Origin of the sequence: Streptomyces sp. ALI-76-A, assembly GCF_030287445.1 — a bacterium.
Taxonomy (GTDB): Bacteria; Actinomycetota; Actinomycetes; order Streptomycetales; family Streptomycetaceae; genus Streptomyces.
The window spans coordinates 5,070,917-5,091,081 of record NZ_JASVWB010000002.1; the positions used below are offsets into that span (position 1 = coordinate 5,070,917).

Genomic DNA, 20,165 nt, shown 5'->3' on the forward strand with positions numbered 1-20,165 from the left:
GGCCACCGAAGGTCCGGCGCGAGCGGGCCGACGCCTGTCGCGTCCCCGGCCGAGGCGTACGAAGGGGCCGTCTCTCGGAGGCGGCCCCTTCCTCCGCTTCCTCCGCCACCGTCCTGCCGGCCCCCGGGGCCTACCAGGCCGACGGATCACGTCCGTCCACGGCGAAGACGGTGCCGTCGGGGGCGCCGGCGTAGACATGACGGCCGACGATGACGGGCTCGGGCAAGTGAGCTGCGACCGCGTCAGCGTTCGTGCCGAGCCGCGGAGGTGTCTGCCCGAGGAGCTTGCCGTCACGGGCGTCCACGGCGAGCAGTCGCCCGTCAGGGGCCGCGACGTACACGTGGCGGCCGTCGGTGACCGGAGCGGAGCTCCGGGACACGGCTGTCTCCAGGGCCCAGCGCTGCTTCTGGGCGGCCATGTCGACGGCCACCAGCGAGCCCCCCGTACCCGTCAGGTAGACGACGTCTCCGTACACGGTGACGTGGGCCTGCTCGACGGAAACGGGCAGCCGCACCCGCCGGGACGCCCCGCTGCCCGGGGTGTAACGGATCACGGCGTCAGCGCTCCCGTACACCTCGTCGACCGAAGTGAGGAACACCGACCCGCCCGCCGCGCCGACGGGCTCCAGCTCTCCTGGCAGCCGCGCGTCCCACCGCACGTCGCCCGTGCCCGGATCCACGGCGGTGACCCGCGTACTCGGCCCGCCCGCCGACCCGCTCGTCGAGACGCTCGTCGTGTACGCCAGGGTGTCTCCGGCGAACGAGGCGAAGTAGGGCACCTTGTGGCCCGGTATCCGGCGGCTCCACTTCGTGTCGCCCGAAGCGCCGTCCACTCCGGTGACCGTGCCGTCGGCACCGGTGAACAACAGCATGTCGCTGGTGGTCTCCAGCCCCGTGTACGCGGGCACGCGCTGCCGCCAACGCGGGTTGCCCGAGGCCGGGTCGAGCGCCTCCAGGCGTCGGCCTCGATCCACCGAAGGCTGGACCAGACCGCCCGTCAGAGCCGGCGGTCCGGCCCCGCGCGTCGCGGCGACGGAGCGCCGCCACACCACCTGACCGTCGGACGGATCCAGGGCGAAGACCAGCCCGGCCTGGGCACAGACCAACGTGCCCGCACCGTACGAACACCGCGGAGTGCCCTGCGCGGACGTCGGTGTCGCCGCCCACGCGCTGAACCCGGTCGGCGTCGTCCGTGGCGTACTGCTCTTCGGTACCGCCGCCTCCCCGGTGAACAGCTGCACCGCGAGCAACGCGACGACCGAGACCAGACCGAGGGCGCCGGCCCCGAGCACCGCCCTCCTGCGCGAGCGTGCCCTCGGGCGCTGTTCAGGCTTCTCGGTCCGTTCGGGCTCATCCGTGCGGGACTTCGACGGGGCCGTGTCGTCCGTCCGCTGCTCCGGTATGAACACCTGCGTGTCGTACGAGGCCGCCACCGACCGCAGCTCCCGCATCAACTCGTCCGGCGTGGGCCGCTCCTCCGGCTCCTTGGCCAGACACCGCAGCACCAGCGGAGCGAGATTCTCCGGTACGCCGGTCAGGTCCGGCTCGTCGTGCACGACCTGATAGGCCACGACGTACGGACTGTCCGAGTCGAACGGCCCACGCCCCGTGGCCGCGTGGACCATCACGGACCCCAGCGCGAAGATGTCGGCGGCGGGACCCACTTCCCGCGGTCGCCGGAACTGTTCGGGCGCCATGAACGGCGGAGTCCCGATCAACTTCCCGGTCTCTGTCCGCAGTTCGCTGTCCTTCGGCCGAGAGATGCCGAAGTCGATGACCTTGGGCCCGTCCTCGGCGAGCAGGACGTTGCTCGGCTTCAGATCCCGGTGCACGACCCCGACCCGGTGGATGTCGCGCAGGGCCTCGGCCAGTCCGGCCATCAGGCGCCGCAACTGGGCAGGGGTCATGGCCCCGTTCCGCTTCACATGGTCGGACAGCGTCGGCCCGGGAATGAACAGGGTGGCCATCCAGGGCCGTTCGGCCTCCGAGTCGGCATCCACGACGGACGCCGTGAAGGCACCGCTGACCTTCCGCGCGGCAGCCACCTCCTGCCGGAACCGCCCTCTGAACTCGGGGTCCTTGGCGAACTGGGCGTGCACGACCTTCACCGCGAGCTTCATCCCCGAGGTGCTCCGCGCCAGGTGCACGACACCCATGCCCCCGGAGCCCAGAGATGACTCCAGGCGGTAGTGACCGGCGTATTCAGGAAGTTCCGCTTCCGCTCCCGCCCCAGTGTTGCGCTGTGGCGCCATGGAACCACCCCCGTGCTGTTCGTCCGCGCGCGCGACGCACGGAGCCTAGTCGATGAGGCGTACGGGACAGAGGCGGCTTGCTAGCCTCCGTGTGCGGGTTGCGCACATATGTTTCATGGCGTGATTCCGGGGAATCAACGGGACCCCATGGCAGTCATGGGGTGCAACGGGGGAGGTCTTTCATGTCGGTTGACCGTGTCGAAAAGTTGGAAGAGGCAGCGGGCGGTGGCGTGGCGGAAGCCGTGACCACGGCGGCCACGGCTGTGCGCTACTACTCGGTCGCACCGGGCGTCCGGCTCAATGTCCGCAGCGGCCCGGGTACCGGCTACACCGTCGTGCGTGTCCTGCCCGAGGGGGCGAGGGTGCCGATCTTCTGCCAGACACCCGGCACCACGGTGACGGGCCCGTACGGCACGTCGAACATCTGGGACAACATCGACGACGGCCAGTTCGTCTCGGACACCTACGTGAACACGGGCGCCGACGGCTACATCCGCCCCCGCTGCTCGTTCTGATCCCACCACCCCTACGCAGATCCCTCGCGCTCGCGGGCCTCAACGGAGCCCTGCTCATGGCCGGGGCGGCCACCGCCCAGGCCCGCGGTCGTGCGCTACTACCCGGTCGCGGACGGCGTCCGCCTCAACGTCCGCAGCGACCCGGCACCACCTACGGCGTCCGCCTCAACGTCCGCAGCGACCCGGCACCACCTACGGCGTCCGCCTCAACGTCCGCAGCGGCCCGGCCCCACCTACGGCGTCCGCCTCAACGTCCGCAGCGGCCCGGCCCCACCTACGGCGTCCGCCTCAACGTCCGCAGCGGCCCGGCCCCACCTACGGCGTCCGCCTCAACGTCCGCAGCGACCCGGCACCACCTACGGCGTCCGCCTCAACGTCCGCAGCGACCCGGCACCACCTACGGCGTCGTCCGCGTCCTGCCGGTGGGCGCCCAGGTTCCGATCTGGTGCCAGACACCGGGCCAGACCGTCACCGGCCCGTACGGCACGTCGACATCCGGGACGACATCGGCAGCGGCGAGTACGTCTCGGACACCTACGTGAACACCGGCGCCGACGGCTACGTCACCTCCCGCTGCGCCTGATGTCCGTCTGAACGGAGCCCCGCGGGCCCGTCGGAGCCCGAGGCCCGCGGGCCCGTCGGAGCCCGAGACCCGCAGGCCCGTCGGAGCCCGCGGGCCACCCCGGAGCCATAATCGACGCGTGAGCGACGAAACCGGCACCCAGGCAACCCCCGCGGGCCCCACCACCCCCCGCCCCGAGCCCCTCCGCCTCTTCGGCACCACCTGGGTGCACCACGACAACGGCTACACCCCCCGCCGCATCGCGGCCTCCCTCGGCTCCCTGACCGCCGCGGCCGTCTCCTGCCTGGTCCTCCGCTTCGCTTACCAGGGCCTCCAGATCGCCGACACCGGCAGTTTCGTGAACGTCTTGGTCGTCGCGATGTTCGCCATCTGTAGCGCCCTCGCCTTCCGCCACACCTGGGACGGTTTCGGCGCCCGCCCCGACCCCGACCGCCAGGCCTCCCTCCGCGGCCTGCTGGCCGTCGGCTTCGTCGGCTCGCTCCTCGCCTACTTCTTCCGCTCCCTCATCGAGGCCCCCGGCGAGAAGCGCGCCCGCGAGGAGTACGAAGCGGCCCTCGCACACCACCAGAAGCGCACCTCCCGCCGCACCGGCAACCCGTCGAAGAAGCGCCGCCGCGGATAGGTCACCCCTCTCTCACCCAGAACTCACCGCGCCCCACACCGGCCCCCGCCACCATGGCCCTATGACGGCCTCCTCCCGCGCCACCCGCGCCCACTCCTTCAACGCCGCCGCGGCCCAGTACGCCGCCGGCCGCCCCTCCTACCCGCCCGGCCTCTTCGACGCGATCGAGAACCTCGCCGGCCGCTCCCTCAGCCGTGCCCGCGTCGCGGACATCGGTGCCGGCACCGGCATAGCGACCGCCCTCCTGCACGCCCGCGGCGCCGACGTGATCGCCGTCGAACCCGGCGACGGCATGGCGGCCCAGTTCCGCCGCGCCCACCCCGGCATCCCGATCATCAGGGGCGACGGCAACACCCTCCCCCTGACCACCGCCTCCGTCGACTTCGTCACCTACGCGCAGGCCTGGCACTGGACCGACCCCGCCCAGGCGCTTCCGGAGGCCCTGCGTGTACTGCGCCCGGGCGGCGCACTCGCCCTGTGGTGGAACACGGAGGCCCTCGACGTGCCATGGATCTCGGAGGCCGCCGACCGCGTCGGCCGCCACTTCGGCGTGAACATCTCCGCCGAGAAGCGCAACGTCAACGCCCGCGCCGTGGACCCCACCGGTGGCCTCGGCTTCGCCCGCCGCGAGGTCCGCTGGAGCCGACGCGTCCCGGTCGACACCCACCTCGCCAACCTCGGCAGCCACTCGATCTTCCTGGTGCACGGCCAGGAAGAGAGCGCCGCCTTCCTCGCCGAGGAACGCCGCCACCTGCTCGAGACCTTCCCGGACGGAATCGTCGAAGAGGTCTACGACGTCATCCTCCTCCTCGCCACCACCCCCTGACCCACACCCGTCCGCCACCCCGCGCAGCCCTCACCCCCTTCACCCACGTCACCACCCATCCACCGGCACGTTGTCCAGCGACGGCACCAGGTCCACGCCGACACCTGCCCTACGCGACACCTGCTCCACCCGCAACTCCTCCAGGTCGGCACCTGATCGTCGCCATCCACTGCTCGGCGCGCCCGCTGTTCGGCACCGCCATTTCCCCGGGGGGCGCCCCGCTTGGGACCAGGCAGGTCCTAGCTAGTGCCGTGGCAGGCAACGTTCGCCCCGTCGCGACGCCCGGCACGCCCTCTCGCCGCACCGGCCGAAAGCCCAAGTACATCCAGTACGAGGGCTTGCGGCCGACACGCCGAGAGCACGCACCGGACGCCGCTCCTTGACGGGCAAACGTTGCCTGCCGCGGCACTAGCCCCGCCCACCAGCCCGCCCAGGTTTGGCTGGCGCCCCCGCCCCCGGTTCACCACCCGAGCGGCCATGGCCCACACCCACGCCGCCAGCCCCTGGTCCCCGTCCCCGGCCCTCAGCTCGCAGCGCCCGGCCCCCGGTCACAGAGCAACGGCAACGCGAGACGCGTGGACCACCCGCTTGACGCCCCTCCATCCTCCGGAGCATTATTCATCGCATGATGAATTATGCCACCGACCCACCCGGCAACGGAACAACCCCGGTGGAAACCACCCCGGACACCTCCCCTCACACCGTCGACGCGCGCCCGGCCCCCGCCCCCGCCATCCGTGCCGAAGACCTCACCGTGGTCCGCGGCACCCGCACCGTCCTGCGCGGCCTCGACTTCAGCGTCCCGCGTGGTCAGATCACCGGGCTGCTCGGCCCTTCGGGATGCGGCAAGTCGACCTTGATGCGGGCGATCGTCGGCACCCAGGCCAAGGTGACCGGCACCCTCGACGTCCTCGGCAGCCCCGCCGGCCACCCCACCCTCCGCACCCGTATCGGCTACGTCACCCAAGCCCCCTCGGTCTACGACGACCTGACCGTCCGCCAGAACCTCGACTACTTCGCCGCGATCCTCGACCCGGGCCGCGCCGCCACGGACCGCCGCCACGAGAACGTCACCCGGGCCATCACCGACGTCGACCTGACCACCCACGCCGACGCGCTCGCCGGCAACCTCTCCGGCGGCCAGCGCAGCCGCGTCTCCCTGGCCGTCGCCCTCCTCGGCACCCCCGAACTCCTCGTCCTCGACGAACCGACCGTCGGCCTGGACCCGGTCCTCCGCCGCGACCTGTGGAACCTCTTCCACGACACCGCGGCACACCACCGCGCAACCCTGTTGATCTCCTCCCACGTCATGGACGAGGCCGAGCGCTGCCACCGCCTCCTCCTCATGCGCGAGGGCGAGATCCTCGCCGACGACACGCCGGACGCCCTGCGCACCCGCACCCACTCCGAGACGGTCGAGGCGGCCTTTCTGTACTTGGTCGACGAGGCCGTCGCGGCCGGCCGCACCAAGGAGAGCGCACGATGAACACCCGCACGCACCTCAGCGCGAACACGGACACCAGCACGTCGGACACGACGAGCACGCCCGCCCCGCCCCGCGCCCTGAGCTTCTCCCGCACCACCGCCACCGCGGCCCGCGTCCTGCGCCAGCTCCGTCACGACCCGCGCACCATCGCGATGATGATCCTGATTCCCTGCGTGATGCTCTTCCTGCTGCGTTACGTCTTCGACGGCAGCCAGCGCACCTTCGACGGCATCGGCGCCTCCCTCCTCGGGATCTTCCCCCTGATCACGATGTTCCTGGTCACCTCCATCGCCACCCTGCGCGAACGCACTTCCGGCACCCTCGAACGCCTCCTCGCCATGCCCCTCGGCAAGGGCGACCTCATCGCCGGCTACGCCCTCGCCTTCGGCACCCTGGCGATCATCCAGTCCGCCCTCGCCACCGGCCTGGCGCTCTGGTTCCTCGACCTGGACGTCACCGGCAGCCCCTGGCTCCTCCTTCTGGTGGCCCTGCTCGACGCCCTCCTCGGCACGGCCCTGGGCCTCTTCGTCTCGGCCTTCGCCGCCTCGGAGTTCCAGGCGGTCCAGTTCATGCCGACGGTGATCTTCCCCCAGCTCCTCCTCTGCGGTCTCTTCACCCCGCGCGACGCCATGCACCCGGTCCTGGAGACCCTCTCCGACGTCCTCCCCATGTCCTACGCGGTCGACGGCATGAACGAGGTCCTCACCCACACCGACATGACAGCGGACTTCGTACGGGACGCCCTGATCGTCGCCGGGTGCGCGCTCCTGGTGCTGGGCCTCGGCGCGGCCACTCTCCGCCGCCGCACGGCCTGACCCACCCCGGCGACGGACACCCGGCAGCCGACGTCCCGCCCACCGGACACCCGAGCCGCCCGCCCGCCCCCGGTGCGAGGATGAACCCGGACGACGCACCCCCGGAGGGCACCCCAGACATGACCCAGAAAGTCGCAGTCCTCGGCACCGGCAAGATCGGCGAAGCCCTGCTCAGCGGAATGATCCGCGCCGGCTGGGCCCCGGCCGACCTCCTGGTCACCGCCCGCCGCCCCGAGCGAGCCGAGGAACTCCGCACCCGCTACGGAGTCACCCCGGTCACCAACCCGGAAGCCGCCAAGACCGCCGACACCCTGATCCTCACCGTCAAACCGCAGGACATGGGCACCCTCCTCGACGAACTCGCCCCGCACGTCCCCGCCGAACGCCTGATCATCAGCGGCGCGGCCGGTATCCCCACCTCCTTCTTCGAGGGGCGCCTCGTAGCCGGCACCCCGGTCGTCCGTGTCATGACGAACACGCCCGCCCTGGTCGACGAGGCCATGTCCGTCATCTCCGCCGGCACCCACGCCACCGCCGACCACCTCGCCCACGCCGAGGAGATCTTCGGCGCCGTCGGCAAGACACTCCGCGTCCCCGAGTCCCAGCAGGACGCCTGCACCGCCCTCTCCGGCTCCGGCCCGGCGTACTTCTACTACCTGGTCGAAGCCATGACCGACGCCGGCATCCTCCTCGGCCTGCCCCGCGACAAGGCCCACGACCTGATCGTCCAGTCCGCGATCGGCGCCGCCACCATGCTCCGCGACAGCGGTGAGCACCCGGTCAAGCTCCGCGAGAACGTCACCTCCCCCGCGGGCACGACCATCAACGCCATCCGCGAACTCGAGAACCACGGCGTACGAGCCGCCCTCATCGCCGCCCTCGAAGCCGCCCGCGACCGCAGCCGAGAACTGGCCTCCGGCAACAACAGCTGACGACCCGCCGCCCCCTGCCCCGGGGGCGGCATGCCACCCGCCTACCGAACCGCGCTCACGGCGCTGTCGGACACCGCCGGCAGCAACCCGATCGCGCGATATGCGGCATCCACGGTCGGCCGCGCCATCGCCCGCGCCTTCTCCGCACCATCCCGCAGCACCCCCTCCACAAAGCCAGGATCCGCGCACAGCTCCCTGTGCCTGTCCTGCACGGGCCTCAGAACCTCGACCACCGCCTCGGCGGTGTCCTTCTTCAAAGAGCCGTACGACTCATATACACCGCCCAGCCGCGATGGGTTCCCACCCGTGCACGCCGCGAGGATCTCCAGCAGATTCGCCGGCCCCGGCCGCGCCTCCCGGTCATAGACGACATCCCGCCCGCTGTCGGTCACCGCCCGCATGACCTTCCTGCGCACCACGTCCGGCTCGTCGAGCAGATAGACGATCCCCGGCCCGGCGTCGTCGCTCTTCCCCATCTTCGACGTCGGCTCCTGCAGGTTCATCACCCGAGCCGCCACCTCCGGACGCGTCGCCCGAGGCACCACGAACGTGTGCCCGTACCGCTGGTTGAACCGCACCGCCAGATCCCGCACCAGCTCCACATGCTGCGTCTGATCGTCCCCGACCGGCACCTCATCGGTCCCGTACGCAAGGATGTCCGCCGCCATCAGCACGGGATACGTCAGCAGCGACAACCGCACACTCCCGCCCCGCTGTCGCTCCCGCGCGGCCTTCTCCCTGTACTGGATCATCCGTCGCATCTCGCCGTCCGTGGCCACGCACTCCAGCACGTACGACAGCCGCGCGTGCTCATCCACCTGGCTCTGCACGAAGACGGTGCACAGCTCCGGATCCAACCCCGTCGCCAGCAGCAGCGTCGCCGCCTGTCGGCTCAGCCGCCGTACCCGCGCCGGATCGTGGTCGACCGTCAGCGCGTGCAGATCGACGACGCAGAACAGCGCGTCGGCCCGGTGTTGATCGACGGCAGCCCACCGCCGCATGGCCCCCAGGTAGTTCCCCAGTGTCAGGTGCCCAGTCGGCTTGATCCCGCTGAATACCCGCGTCATCTCTCCCTCTCCTCCAGGTCGGCCCGCCGCCCTCACCGGCCGGCTGCCCCTCGGACTACTGGAGCGAGACACAGAAACGGCCGCCGAGGCGGCGGCCGTTGTCTGCATACGTGAGAACGGCTGCCGTCAGGCGGCCCACCACTGCTGGGTGCACGTACACGTCGTCATGCAGGTCAGGCTACGCCTCCGGGGCACGGTCGGCACCGCAGTTGACACACCCCGAGCCGGTACGTAATGTTCTCCGAGTTGTCCGACGTGAGCGCCGACCCCCGTCGGTCCCCGGACAGCCATCCCGCAAGGCCAACCAATACTCGACGACCAGTCGTTCTGCCGTCGTGTCATTGGCATGGGTATTAGCGGAATGAGGAATCCGTGTTCGAAAGGACGCAGCCCCCGATTAGCGTCGGGAGGCAGGAACCCGCTAAAGTCTCACTCGTCGGAACGGCCCAACAGCCGCGAAGACAACCCCCTCCGGCGGGGAATCGGGACCGAAAGGGTCTGATAGAGTCGGAGCCGCCGGAAAGGGAAACGCGGAAGCGGGAACCTGGAAAGCGCCGAGGAAATCGGATCGGAAAAGGATCTGATAGAGTCGGGAACGCAAGACCGAAGGGAAGCCCGGAGGAAAGCCCGAGAGGGTGAGTACAAAGGAAGCGTCCGTTCCTTGAGAACTCAACAGCGTGCCAAAAGTCAACGCCAGATATGTTGATACCCCGTCTCCGGCCGGTTTCGGTCGGGGCGTGGTTCCTTTGAAGAAAACACAGCGAGGACGCTGTGAACGGCCGGGCTTATTCCGCCTGGCTGTTCCGCTCTCGTGGTGTCATCCCGATTACGGGAGAACATTCACGGAGAGTTTGATCCTGGCTCAGGACGAACGCTGGCGGCGTGCTTAACACATGCAAGTCGAACGATGAACCACTTCGGTGGGGATTAGTGGCGAACGGGTGAGTAACACGTGGGCAATCTGCCCTTCACTCTGGGACAAGCCCTGGAAACGGGGTCTAATACCGGATAACACTTCCATTCTCCTGAATGGTGGTTAAAAGCTCCGGCGGTGAAGGATGAGCCCGCGGCCTATCAGCTTGTTGGTGAGGTAATGGCTCACCAAGGCGACGACGGGTAGCCGGCCTGAGAGGGCGACCGGCCACACTGGGACTGAGACACGGCCCAGACTCCTACGGGAGGCAGCAGTGGGGAATATTGCACAATGGGCGAAAGCCTGATGCAGCGACGCCGCGTGAGGGATGACGGCCTTCGGGTTGTAAACCTCTTTCAGCAGGGAAGAAGCGAAAGTGACGGTACCTGCAGAAGAAGCGCCGGCTAACTACGTGCCAGCAGCCGCGGTAATACGTAGGGCGCAAGCGTTGTCCGGAATTATTGGGCGTAAAGAGCTCGTAGGCGGCTTGTCACGTCGGGTGTGAAAGCCCGGGGCTTAACCCCGGGTCTGCATTCGATACGGGCAGGCTAGAGTGTGGTAGGGGAGATCGGAATTCCTGGTGTAGCGGTGAAATGCGCAGATATCAGGAGGAACACCGGTGGCGAAGGCGGATCTCTGGGCCATTACTGACGCTGAGGAGCGAAAGCGTGGGGAGCGAACAGGATTAGATACCCTGGTAGTCCACGCCGTAAACGGTGGGAACTAGGTGTTGGCGACATTCCACGTCGTCGGTGCCGCAGCTAACGCATTAAGTTCCCCGCCTGGGGAGTACGGCCGCAAGGCTAAAACTCAAAGGAATTGACGGGGGCCCGCACAAGCAGCGGAGCATGTGGCTTAATTCGACGCAACGCGAAGAACCTTACCAAGGCTTGACATACACCGGAAAGCATCAGAGATGGTGCCCCCCTTGTGGTCGGTGTACAGGTGGTGCATGGCTGTCGTCAGCTCGTGTCGTGAGATGTTGGGTTAAGTCCCGCAACGAGCGCAACCCTTGTTCTGTGTTGCCAGCATGCCCTTCGGGGTGATGGGGACTCACAGGAGACCGCCGGGGTCAACTCGGAGGAAGGTGGGGACGACGTCAAGTCATCATGCCCCTTATGTCTTGGGCTGCACACGTGCTACAATGGCCGGTACAATGAGCTGCGATACCGTGAGGTGGAGCGAATCTCAAAAAGCCGGTCTCAGTTCGGATTGGGGTCTGCAACTCGACCCCATGAAGTCGGAGTTGCTAGTAATCGCAGATCAGCATTGCTGCGGTGAATACGTTCCCGGGCCTTGTACACACCGCCCGTCACGTCACGAAAGTCGGTAACACCCGAAGCCGGTGGCCCAACCCCCTTGTGGGGAGGGAGCTGTCGAAGGTGGGACTGGCGATTGGGACGAAGTCGTAACAAGGTAGCCGTACCGGAAGGTGCGGCTGGATCACCTCCTTTCTAAGGAGCACTTCTTACCGATCCTTTCGGGGTGAGGTCAGAGGCCAGTACATCAGCGACTGTCTGATGCTGGTTGCTCAAGGGTGGAACGTTGACTATTCGGCACACTTGACCAGCTTCTCTTTCCAGTACTGCTTCGGCGTGGAACGGGAGAGGAGTGGTGAGTGGGCCGGGCGCGCTGTTGGGTGTCTGAGGGTACGGCCGTGAGGTCGCCTTCAGTGCCGGCCCCAGTGAACTCGGATCCGTGAGGATGCGGGGTGATGGGTGGCTGGTCGTTGTTTGAGAACTGCACAGTGGACGCGAGCATCTGTGGCCAAGTTTTTAAGGGCACACGGTGGATGCCTTGGTACCAGGAACCGATGAAGGACGTGGGAGGCCACGATAGGCCCCGGGGAGCCGTCAACCAGGCTTTGATCCGGGGGTGTCCGAATGGGGAAACCCGGCAGTCGTCATGGGCTGTCACCCTTGCCTGAACACATAGGGCAAGTGGAGGGAACGCGGGGAAGTGAAACATCTCAGTACCCGCAGGAAGAGAAAACAACCGTGATTCCGGGAGTAGTGGCGAGCGAAACCGGATGAGGCTAAACCGTATACGTGTGAGACCCGGCAGGGGTTGCGTATGCGGGGTTGTGGGATCTCTCTTTCACGGTCTGCCGGCCGTGGGACGAGTCAGAAACCGTATGGATAGGCGAAGGACATGCGAAAGGTCCGGCGTAGAGGGTAAGACCCCCGTAGTCGAAATCTGTACGGCTCGTTTGAGAGACACCCAAGTAGCACGGGGCCCGAGAAATCCCGTGTGAATCTGGCGGGACCACCCGCTAAGCCTAAATATTCCCTGGTGACCGATAGCGGATAGTACCGTGAGGGAATGGTGAAAAGTACCCCGGGAGGGGAGTGAAATAGTACCTGAAACCGTGTGCCTACAAGCCGTGGGAGCGTCGGAGTGAAGACTTGTCTTCACTCTCGTGACTGCGTGCCTTTTGAAGAATGAGCCTGCGAGTTTGCGGTGTGTTGCGAGGTTAACCCGTGTGGGGAAGCCGTAGCGAAAGCGAGTCCGAATAGGGCGGTTCAGTAGCGCGCTCAAGACCCGAAGCGGAGTGATCTAGCCATGGGCAGGTTGAAGCGGCTGTAAGAGGTCGTGGAGGACCGAACCCACCAGGGTTGAAAACCTGGGGGATGACCTGTGGTTAGGGGTGAAAGGCCAATCAAACTCCGTGATAGCTGGTTCTCCCCGAAATGCATTTAGGTGCAGCGTCGTGTGTTTCTTGCCGGAGGTAGAGCACTGGATAGGCGATGGGCCCTACCGGGTTACTGACCTTAGCCAAACTCCGAATGCCGGTAAGTGAGAGCGCGGCAGTGAGACTGTGGGGGATAAGCTCCATGGTCGAGAGGGAAACAGCCCAGAGCATCGACTAAGGCCCCTAAGCGTACGCTAAGTGGGAAAGGATGTGGAGTCGCACAGACAACCAGGAGGTTGGCTTAGAAGCAGCCACCCTTGAAAGAGTGCGTAATAGCTCACTGGTCTAGTGATTCCGCGCCGACAATGTAGCGGGGCTCAAGCGTACCGCCGAAGTCGTGTCATTGCAGCATATAGCCCCAACGGGCGTTGTGATGGGTAGGGGAGCGTCGTGTGCCGGGTGAAGCAGCCGCGGAAGCGAGTTGTGGACGGTTCACGAGTGAGAATGCAGGCATGAGTAGCGATACACACGTGGGAAACGTGTGCGCCGATTGACTAAGGGTTCCTGGGTCAAGCTGATCTGCCCAGGGTAAGTCGGGACCTAAGGCGAGGCCGACAGGCGTAGTCGATGGATAACCGGTTGATATTCCGGTACCCGCTGTGAAGCGTCAAACATTGAATCCAGTGATGCTAAGCCCGTGAAGCCGTTCCGGACCCTTCGGGGAATGGAAAGTGGTGGAGCCGGTGGCCCGAGCTGGTAGTAGGTGAGTGATGGGGTGACGCAGGAAGGTAGTCCATCCCGGGCGGTGGTTGTCCCGGGGTAAGGGTGTAGCCCGTCATCCAGGTAAATCCGGATGGCACGAGGGTGAGACCTGATGCCGAGCCGATTGTGGTGAAGTGGATGATCCTATGCTGTCGAGAAAAGCCTCTAGCGAGTTTCATGGCGGCCCGTACCCTAAACCGACTCAGGTGGTCAGGTAGAGAATACCGAGGCGTTCGGGTGAACTATGGTTAAGGAACTCGGCAAAATGCCCCCGTAACTTCGGGAGAAGGGGGGCCATGTTCGGTGATCCGATTTACTCGGTGAGCTGGGTGTGGCCGCAGAGACCAGCGAGAAGCGACTGTTTACTAAAAACACAGGTCCGTGCGAAGCCGTAAGGCGATGTATACGGACTGACGCCTGCCCGGTGCTGGAACGTTAAGGGGACCGGTTAGTCACTCTTCGGGGTGGCGAAGCTGAGAACTTAAGCGCCAGTAAACGGCGGTGGTAACTATAACCATCCTAAGGTAGCGAAATTCCTTGTCGGGTAAGTTCCGACCTGCACGAATGGCGTAACGACTTCTCGACTGTCTCAACCATAGGCCCGGTGAAATTGCACTACGAGTAAAGATGCTCGTTTCGCGCAGCAGGACGGAAAGACCCCGGGACCTTTACTACAGTTTGATATTGGTGTTCGGTTCGGCTTGTGTAGGATAGCTGGGAGACTGTGAAGCTTGGACGCCAGTTCAGGTGGAGTCGTCGTTGAAATACCAGTCTGGTCGTGCTGGATGTCTAACCTGGGTCCGTGATCCGGATCAGGGACAGTGTCTGATGGGTAGTTTAACTGGGGCGGTTGCCTCCTAAAGAGTAACGGAGGCGCCCAAAGGTTCCCTCAGCCTGGTTGGTAATCAGGTGTTGAGTGTAAGTGCACAAGGGAGCTTGACTGTGAGACCGACGGGTCGAGCAGGGACGAAAGTCGGGACTAGTGATCCGGCGGTGGCTTGTGGAAGCGCCGTCGCTCAACGGATAAAAGGTACCCCGGGGATAACAGGCTGATCTTCCCCAAGAGTCCATATCGACGGGATGGTTTGGCACCTCGATGTCGGCTCGTCGCATCCTGGGGCTGGAGTCGGTCCCAAGGGTTGGGCTGTTCGCCCATTAAAGCGGTACGCGAGCTGGGTTTAGAACGTCGTGAGACAGTTCGGTCCCTATCCGCTGTGCGCGTAGGAATATTGAGAAGGGCTGTCCCTAGTACGAGAGGACCGGGACGGACGAACCTCTGGTGTGCCAGTTGTCCTGCCAAGGGCATGGCTGGTTGGCTACGTTCGGGAGGGATAACCGCTGAAAGCATCTAAGCGGGAAGCCTGCTTCGAGATGAGTATTCCCACCCCCTTTGAGGGGTTAAGGCTCCCAGTAGACGACTGGGTTGATAGGCCGGATCTGGAAGCCCAGTAATGGGTGGAGGTGACCGGTACTAATAGGCCGAGGGCTTGTCCTCAGTTGCTCGCGTCCACTGTGTTGGTTCTGAAACCACGAACAGCCCCATGCTCATGGTCACGGGTGTGGTGTGGCAGGTTCACAGTTTCATAGTGTTTCGGTGGTTATAGCGTGAGGGAAACGCCCGGTTACATTCCGAACCCGGAAGCTAAGCCTTACAGCGCCGATGGTACTGCAGGGGGGACCCTGTGGGAGAGTAGGACGCCGCCGAACAATTTTTGGGAAAACCCCCGTGCCTTTCGGCACGGGGGTTTTCTGCGTTCACGGGTCGTCTAGCCTCGATCTTTCGTGACGGTCCGCCGACGGAGTCGGTGGGCCGTTTCGCTTTCGGTGGCTGATGCCGGGCAGGCTGTGGGCCCGAGTGTCGCGTCGGGTGGGCGCCGGGTTCCACTGCTCCGGGTGGGGTGGTGCTACTCGCAGGGGTAGGGAAGCTGCTGGTCAGCCCGGGTTCGGCAGGAGTGCGAGCCGTGCGAGGGCGTCTGTGATCTCCCGGGTCCAGGGCCAGTGGCGGGCGAGGCGGAGGATGCGGCGCCGGCCGGTGGTGACGAGCTGGGCGGCTGCGGAGAACAGGCGGAAGCGGAGGCGGCGGGGTTCCCAGAGCCGGGTCTGGCCGGTCAGGGCGAGCATGGGCATCCAGGCCAGCAGGTCGAGAGCGATCTGGACGATCTCCAGCCAGACCTTGTTCTGTGCGGTGTCGTGCAGGGGCAGGTTCCGCAGGCCCGTCGCGCGGCAGCTCGGATGCGGTCCTCGGCCCGGGCCCGCAGCCGGTGACGGAGCTCGAGTTCGGCGATGGGACGGCCGGCGGTGTTGGTGGCAAAGCAGGTGATCCGCATGCCGTCCGCATCCGTGATTCTCAACTGGGCCCCGGGATGCGGCCGTTCCTTGCGGACGATCAGCCGCATGCCCTTCGGCCAGCCCTCAAGCAGGTCGCCGGTGAGTTCAGCGACCCAGGCCCCGTCGCGGACCTCGCCGCCGGTCTCGACGGCCGGCGTCCATGCCGATGCCGGGATCTTCAGAACGTGCTGGTGAATGGCCTCGGTGATCACCATGCCGACCGAGTAGGACAGCCAACGCCCGCGCTGGGCGAGCCAGGCGACGAACTCGTGGGTGCCGCCCGCGGAATCGCAGCGGATCAAGGTCTGTCGCCCGCGCCGGTACTTCGTGGGCAGCTGGGCGAGGGAGAGGCGGGCGGCCTCGATGTGGTCGGCGGCCGTGTTCGAGCCCGCGTTGCCCGCCCTCAGAAGGCAGGCGACAGGTTCACCGGTGCCACCGGGGCCGTGGTCGACGAAGCCCATCAGCGGGTGGTGACCGTAGGTCTTCTTCCAGGTCGGGGCGGCGTCCTGCTTGTCCGAGTGGGCGATGACCAGCACTCCGTCCAGATCCACGGTGACTTGCCCACCGGCGTCCGGAGCCCGGTCGCGGGCCAACGTCCAGACCCGGACGCGGACTTCGGACCGGGCCGCGCGGATGGCGGTCAGTGCCTTCTCGCTCGAGGCGGCAAGGGTGTCGATCAGGCGGGAGACCGTCGGGTCGGAGGCGACCGGCCCGAACACGGCCGGCTCGGCCCGCAGCGTTGCGATGTCGGCGAGACAGTCCCCGCCGAGTGCGACCGCCAGCGCGACGTCCAGGAGGATCTTGGCCGGGTCGTGGACGGCCCGCGGCTTCCGCCACGGAGCAAGCGCTGAGGACAACACCCGGTCGAGACCGGCTTTGCGGACCGTTTCGACCAGCAGGACGGACCCGGCCTGGGAGAAGACCTGACGGCCGTCACCCTGAACACGCACAAGGGGATAGGAACCTATAGGCTGCTTCACCTGGAAAGTGCCTCTGGTTTCAGCGGGAACAAGGACCTCGACAATCCTCATTCTTGCTGGTCAGGGGCACTTTTTGCTGAGCTGACCACCTGCCGGACAGCCTGCTTCATGAAAGCGCGAGGCTAGGGTCTGAGATATGCGCTATGACCTTGTCATCTTCGACAACGACGGTGTCCTCGTCGACAGCGAACCCCTCTCCAACGAGCTCCTGGCCGGCTATCTGACCGAGCTCGGGCATCCGACCTCGTACGAGGACTCCCTGCGCGACTACATGGGGGCCGCCATGCACCGCGTACACGATCTGGTGGAGGAGCGGACCGGGCGGCGGTTGCCGGAGGACTTCGATGATGTCTTCCATGGGCGGGTGTTCGCCGCGTTCGAGCGGGAGTTGGAGCCGGTGGCAGGGGCCGTCGGGGTGCTGGAGAAGCTGGCCGCCGACGGGGTGCGCTACTGCGTGGCGTCCTCCGGGAGCCATGAGCGGATTCGGGTCGGGCATCGGAAGACCGGGCTGGACCGGTGGTTCGACGACGGGCGGATCTTCAGCTCGCAGGATGTGGGGCGGGGGAAGCCGGCGCCGGACCTGTTCCTGTACGCGGCCGAGCGGATGGGCGTCGAGCCGGCGCGGTGTGCGGTGGTCGAGGACAGTCCGCTGGGGGTACGGGCGGCCGTCGCGGCCGGGATGGACGTGTACGCGTTCACCGCCATGACGCCGGCCGACAGGCTCGTAGGAGCTACTCGGTTCTTCTCGGACATGGGGGAGTTGGCTGACCTGCTGGGGGCGGGCTGAGGCGGGAGGGGGTGGGCGCCAGGCGACCGGCGCCTGGCGGGGGACGGCCCTTGGCGTCGGGTGCGGAACATGAAGCTGAGGAGAATTCATCTTTGGCTGGATCTACCCACGAGTACGCCGGGGCCCTACGCTCGCCGCCATGACTGATGTGCTGCGGCGCGGCAGGGCCTCGCTGGCGTTCAGCTTCTTCGCGCAGGGTGTGGCCTTCGCTCTGCTGGTGACGCGGATTCCGGCGATCCAGAACCGGTACGGCGTCTCCGACGCGCTGCTGCCCGCGTTCCTGGCCGCCGTGCCCGTCCTCGCCGGCGTCGGAAGCGTCGCGACCGGGCACCTGGTGAAGCGGATACCGCCCAGTCGGGTGCTGCGGTGGTCCCAGCCCGTCGTGCTCCTGGCGCTGCTCGGGGTCGGGGCGGGGGAGCGGATGGCCGAACTGGCTGTCTCGCTTGCCGCGTTCGGGCTGGCGGTGGGTGCGCTGGACGCCTCGATGAACATGCTCGGGGTGAGTCTGCAGCGGTCGTACGGGCGCAGCATCATGCTGAGTTTCCACGCCGTCTACAGCCTGGGCGGGATTCTGGGGGCCTCGCTCGCCTGGGCGGGGGCGCATTGGCACCTGGCGTTGTGGGTGTCGTATCTGCCGGTGGCGTTGGTGCTGTTGCCGGCCGCGCTGGTGGGGAGTCGGTGGTACGTCGACGCGGATGCCGACGGGGTGGTGGAGGACGCGGTGAAGGCGGAGGGGACGGGGGTCGCCTTCAAGGCGCTGCTGCCGCTGTGTCTGGTGATGTGCTTCGCGTACATCGGGGACTCGACCGTCTCCAACTGGAGTGCCAAGTACTTGCAGGACGTGTTGGGGAGCTCGGAGCAGCTGGCCACCGTGCCGTACAACGTGTACATGGTGACCACGCTGGTGGGGCGGGCACTGGGGGACTTCGGGGTGCGCCGGTTCGGGGCCGTGGCGGTCGTCCGGGGCGGGGCGGTCCTGGCGGCGGTGGGGTTCGCGGTGGTGGCGGTGGCGCCCGGTGCGTGGGTGGGGATGCTCGGGTTCACGTTGCTCGGGCTGGGGCTGTGTGTGCTGGTGCCGCAGACCTTCGCCGCGGCGGGGCGGCTGTTCCCGGGGGCGTCCGACGCGGCCGTCGCGCGGCTCAACGTCTTCAACTATGTGGGCTTTCTGGTCGGTTCGCCGTTGGTGGGGGCGCTGGGCGACACCTGGAGCTATCGGGGGGCCATGCTCGTGCCGATGGTGTTGGTGCTGGTGACGCTCGTGTACGCCCGGTCGTTCGCCGCTCAACCGGACCGATACGGTGGCGGGCATGAGCGGCCGCGCACAGCTGATGTGGGACGAGGCAGTAACGGGCTATGACTTCGGTCCGGATCATCCGATGGATCCGGTCCGGCTCGCCCTGACCTGGAGGCTGGTGCAGGCCTTCGGGCTGGACCGGGAGGTGGATCTCGTCGCGGCCAAGCCGGCCGGGGAGTCGACGCTGCGGCTGGTGCACCGGGAGGACTACGTCGAGGCCGTGAAGGCGGCGTCGGCGGATCCCCGGGCGGCCGACGGGGCGTATGGGCTGGGGACCCTGGACGATCCCGCCTTCGCCGGGATGCACGAGGTGTCCGCGTTGATCGCCGGGCAGTCGGTGGGGGCCGCGGAGGCCGTGTGGCGGGGGGACGCGCTGCACGCGGTGAACTTCGCGGGCGGGTTGCATCACGCGATGCCGGGGAGTGCGTCCGGGTTCTGCATCTACAACGACGCGTCGCTCGCCATTGCCCGGCTGCTGGAGCTCGGGGCCGAGCGGGTCGCCTATGTGGACGTCGATGTGCATCACGGGGACGGGGTGCAGGCGGCGTTCTGGGAGGATCCGCGGGTTCTGACGATTTCGCTGCACGAGCATCCTCGTACGTTGTTTCCGCAGACCGGGTGGCCGGAGGAGACGGGGGCGGAGTGCGCGGAGGGGTCGGCGGTGAACGTCGCGTTGCCGGCGGGGACGGGGGATGCCGGGTGGTTGCGGGCGTTCCACGCGGTGGTGCCGGAGGTGATCGCCGATTTCCGGCCGCAGGTGCTGGTGACCCAGCATGGGGCCGATACGCACTTCGAGGATCCGCTGGCGCATTTGGCGGTGTCCTTGGACGCGCAGCGGGCGGTGCAGGTCGCCTGTCATGAGCTGGCGCATGAGTACGCCGGTGGGCGGTGGGTGGCGCTGGGCGGGGGTGGCTACGCGGTGGTGGATGTCGTGCCGCGGTCGTGGACGCATCTGGTGGGAATCGCGGCGGGGCGGCCGGTGTCGCCGGAGGCGGTGATTCCGGAGGAGTGGCGGCGGGATGTGTTCGCTCGGACTCGGCAGTTGGGGCCGGGGCGGATGACGGATGGGCGGTGGCCGGTGTCGTGGGCGGGGTGGGAAGAGGGGTACGACCCGGCGGATCGGTTGGATCAGGCGGTGGTGGCTGCGCGGCGGGCGGTGTTTCCGCTGCGGGGGTTGTTGGCCTAGGGGGGTGGGTGGGGATCTGCCCCTTCGGCCCCGTCGCGGGGCTCCTCCCCCGTACCCCCGCTGGGGGGCTGCGCCCCAGACCCCCTTCGGCCTGGACGGCCTCGTCCTCACACGCTGGATGGGCTGAACCGGGCTGGCGTGGGCCGTGTCAGCCGGACGGACGGGCTGGGGTGGTGGGTTGAGACG

Annotated in this window: 11 protein-coding genes, 3 rRNA genes and 2 pseudogenes; 13 read left to right on the forward strand and 3 right to left on the reverse strand. The window is 67.1% G+C overall.

Annotated features, from left to right (window positions below):
• Positions 1-130 precede the first annotated feature (130 nt).
• Complete coding sequence (locus QQS16_RS23690) at positions 131-2,251, reverse strand: serine/threonine-protein kinase (protein ID WP_286063853.1); 2,121 nt, start codon at positions 2,249-2,251, stop codon at positions 131-133.
• 182 nt (positions 2,252-2,433) lie between these two features.
• On the opposite strand from QQS16_RS23690, the gene QQS16_RS23695 reads away from it, so the two are divergent.
• The 7 genes and pseudogenes from QQS16_RS23695 (at position 2,434) to proC (ending at position 8,030) form a co-directional block, all read left to right on the forward strand.
• Positions 2,434-2,766 carry an SH3 domain-containing protein gene (locus tag QQS16_RS23695; protein ID WP_286063855.1) on the forward strand — a complete coding sequence of 111 codons (333 nt, stop codon included), beginning with the start codon at positions 2,434-2,436 and terminating at the stop codon, positions 2,764-2,766.
• A 360-nt stretch (positions 2,767-3,126) separates the two neighbouring features.
• A pseudogene (locus tag QQS16_RS23700) lies at positions 3,127-3,349 on the forward strand (SH3 domain-containing protein); the annotation flags it as partial.
• A gap of 118 nt (positions 3,350-3,467) precedes the next feature.
• A complete protein-coding gene (locus QQS16_RS23705) occupies positions 3,468-3,971 on the forward strand; it encodes an EamA/RhaT family transporter (RefSeq protein ID WP_286063856.1) in 504 nt (167 codons plus the stop codon).
• A gap of 61 nt (positions 3,972-4,032) precedes the next feature.
• Complete coding sequence (locus QQS16_RS23710; protein WP_286063857.1) at positions 4,033-4,797, forward strand: class I SAM-dependent methyltransferase; 765 nt, start codon at positions 4,033-4,035, stop codon at positions 4,795-4,797.
• Between the two features lie 625 nt (positions 4,798-5,422).
• Positions 5,423-6,283 carry an ABC transporter ATP-binding protein gene (locus tag QQS16_RS23715; RefSeq protein ID WP_286063859.1) on the forward strand — a complete coding sequence of 287 codons (861 nt, stop codon included), beginning with the start codon at positions 5,423-5,425 and terminating at the stop codon, positions 6,281-6,283.
• On the forward strand, positions 6,280-7,098 hold the full coding sequence (locus QQS16_RS23720) for an ABC transporter permease (RefSeq protein ID WP_286063860.1): 819 nt from the start codon (positions 6,280-6,282) through the stop codon (positions 7,096-7,098). The genes QQS16_RS23715 and QQS16_RS23720 overlap by 4 nt, the downstream gene beginning before the upstream one ends.
• 119 nt (positions 7,099-7,217) lie before the next feature.
• A complete protein-coding gene (gene proC, locus QQS16_RS23725; protein ID WP_286063862.1) occupies positions 7,218-8,030 on the forward strand; it encodes a pyrroline-5-carboxylate reductase in 813 nt (270 codons plus the stop codon).
• Positions 8,031-8,071: 41 nt separating this feature from the next.
• Here proC and trpS read toward each other — a convergent pair whose 3' ends face one another.
• Positions 8,072-9,097, reverse strand: coding sequence for a tryptophan--tRNA ligase (trpS, locus tag QQS16_RS23730; protein ID WP_286063863.1), 1,026 nt, complete (start codon positions 9,095-9,097; stop codon positions 8,072-8,074).
• Between the two features lie 839 nt (positions 9,098-9,936).
• Here trpS and QQS16_RS23735 point away from each other — a divergent pair.
• From QQS16_RS23735 to rrf, 3 genes are all read left to right on the forward strand, one after another.
• Positions 9,937-11,464 (forward strand): 16S ribosomal RNA (locus tag QQS16_RS23735).
• 311 nt (positions 11,465-11,775) lie between these two features.
• Positions 11,776-14,899, forward strand: a 23S ribosomal RNA gene (locus QQS16_RS23740).
• Between the two features lie 95 nt (positions 14,900-14,994).
• A 5S ribosomal RNA gene (gene rrf, locus QQS16_RS23745) occupies positions 14,995-15,111 on the forward strand.
• Together the 16S, 23S and 5S rRNA genes form the textbook arrangement of a ribosomal RNA operon.
• Before the next feature lie 225 nt (positions 15,112-15,336).
• Here rrf and QQS16_RS23750 read toward each other — a convergent pair.
• Positions 15,337-16,712: pseudogene (locus QQS16_RS23750) on the reverse strand (IS1380 family transposase).
• 136 nt (positions 16,713-16,848) lie between these two features.
• On the opposite strand from QQS16_RS23750, the gene QQS16_RS23755 reads away from it, so the two are divergent.
• The 3 genes from QQS16_RS23755 to QQS16_RS23765 all read left to right on the forward strand — a co-directional run bounded on the left by QQS16_RS23755 (position 16,849) and on the right by QQS16_RS23765 (position 19,979).
• Positions 16,849-17,499, forward strand: coding sequence for an HAD family hydrolase (locus QQS16_RS23755; RefSeq protein ID WP_286063864.1), 651 nt, complete (start codon positions 16,849-16,851; stop codon positions 17,497-17,499).
• Between the two features lie 139 nt (positions 17,500-17,638).
• Entirely contained in the window at positions 17,639-18,856 is a 1,218-nt protein-coding gene (locus tag QQS16_RS23760) for an MFS transporter (protein ID WP_286063865.1), read from the forward strand.
• Positions 18,807-19,979: an acetoin utilization protein AcuC gene (locus QQS16_RS23765; protein ID WP_286063867.1), complete on the forward strand. Its 1,173-nt coding sequence runs from the start codon at positions 18,807-18,809 to the stop codon at positions 19,977-19,979. The genes QQS16_RS23760 and QQS16_RS23765 overlap by 50 nt, the downstream gene beginning before the upstream one ends.
• Positions 19,980-20,165: the final 186 nt, after the last annotated feature.

Bases quoted from the DNA above. Each gene is read 5' to 3' on its own strand.
- QQS16_RS23690 (WP_286063853.1), bottom strand. From the start codon at position 2,251: ATGGCGCCACAGCGCAACACTGGGGCGGGAGCGGAAGCGGAACTTCCT.
- QQS16_RS23695 (WP_286063855.1), top strand. From the start codon at position 2,434: ATGTCGGTTGACCGTGTCGAAAAGTTGGAAGAGGCAGCGGGCGGTGGC.
- QQS16_RS23710 (WP_286063857.1), top strand. From the start codon at position 4,033: ATGACGGCCTCCTCCCGCGCCACCCGCGCCCACTCCTTCAACGCCGCC.
- QQS16_RS23715 (WP_286063859.1), top strand. From the start codon at position 5,423: ATGATGAATTATGCCACCGACCCACCCGGCAACGGAACAACCCCGGTG.
- QQS16_RS23720 (WP_286063860.1), top strand. From the start codon at position 6,280: ATGAACACCCGCACGCACCTCAGCGCGAACACGGACACCAGCACGTCG.
- proC (WP_286063862.1), top strand. From the start codon at position 7,218: ATGACCCAGAAAGTCGCAGTCCTCGGCACCGGCAAGATCGGCGAAGCC.
- trpS (WP_286063863.1), bottom strand. From the start codon at position 9,097: ATGACGCGGGTATTCAGCGGGATCAAGCCGACTGGGCACCTGACACTG.
- QQS16_RS23755 (WP_286063864.1), top strand. From the start codon at position 16,849: ATGCGCTATGACCTTGTCATCTTCGACAACGACGGTGTCCTCGTCGAC.
- QQS16_RS23760 (WP_286063865.1), top strand. From the start codon at position 17,639: ATGACTGATGTGCTGCGGCGCGGCAGGGCCTCGCTGGCGTTCAGCTTC.
- QQS16_RS23765 (WP_286063867.1), top strand. From the start codon at position 18,807: ATGAGCGGCCGCGCACAGCTGATGTGGGACGAGGCAGTAACGGGCTAT.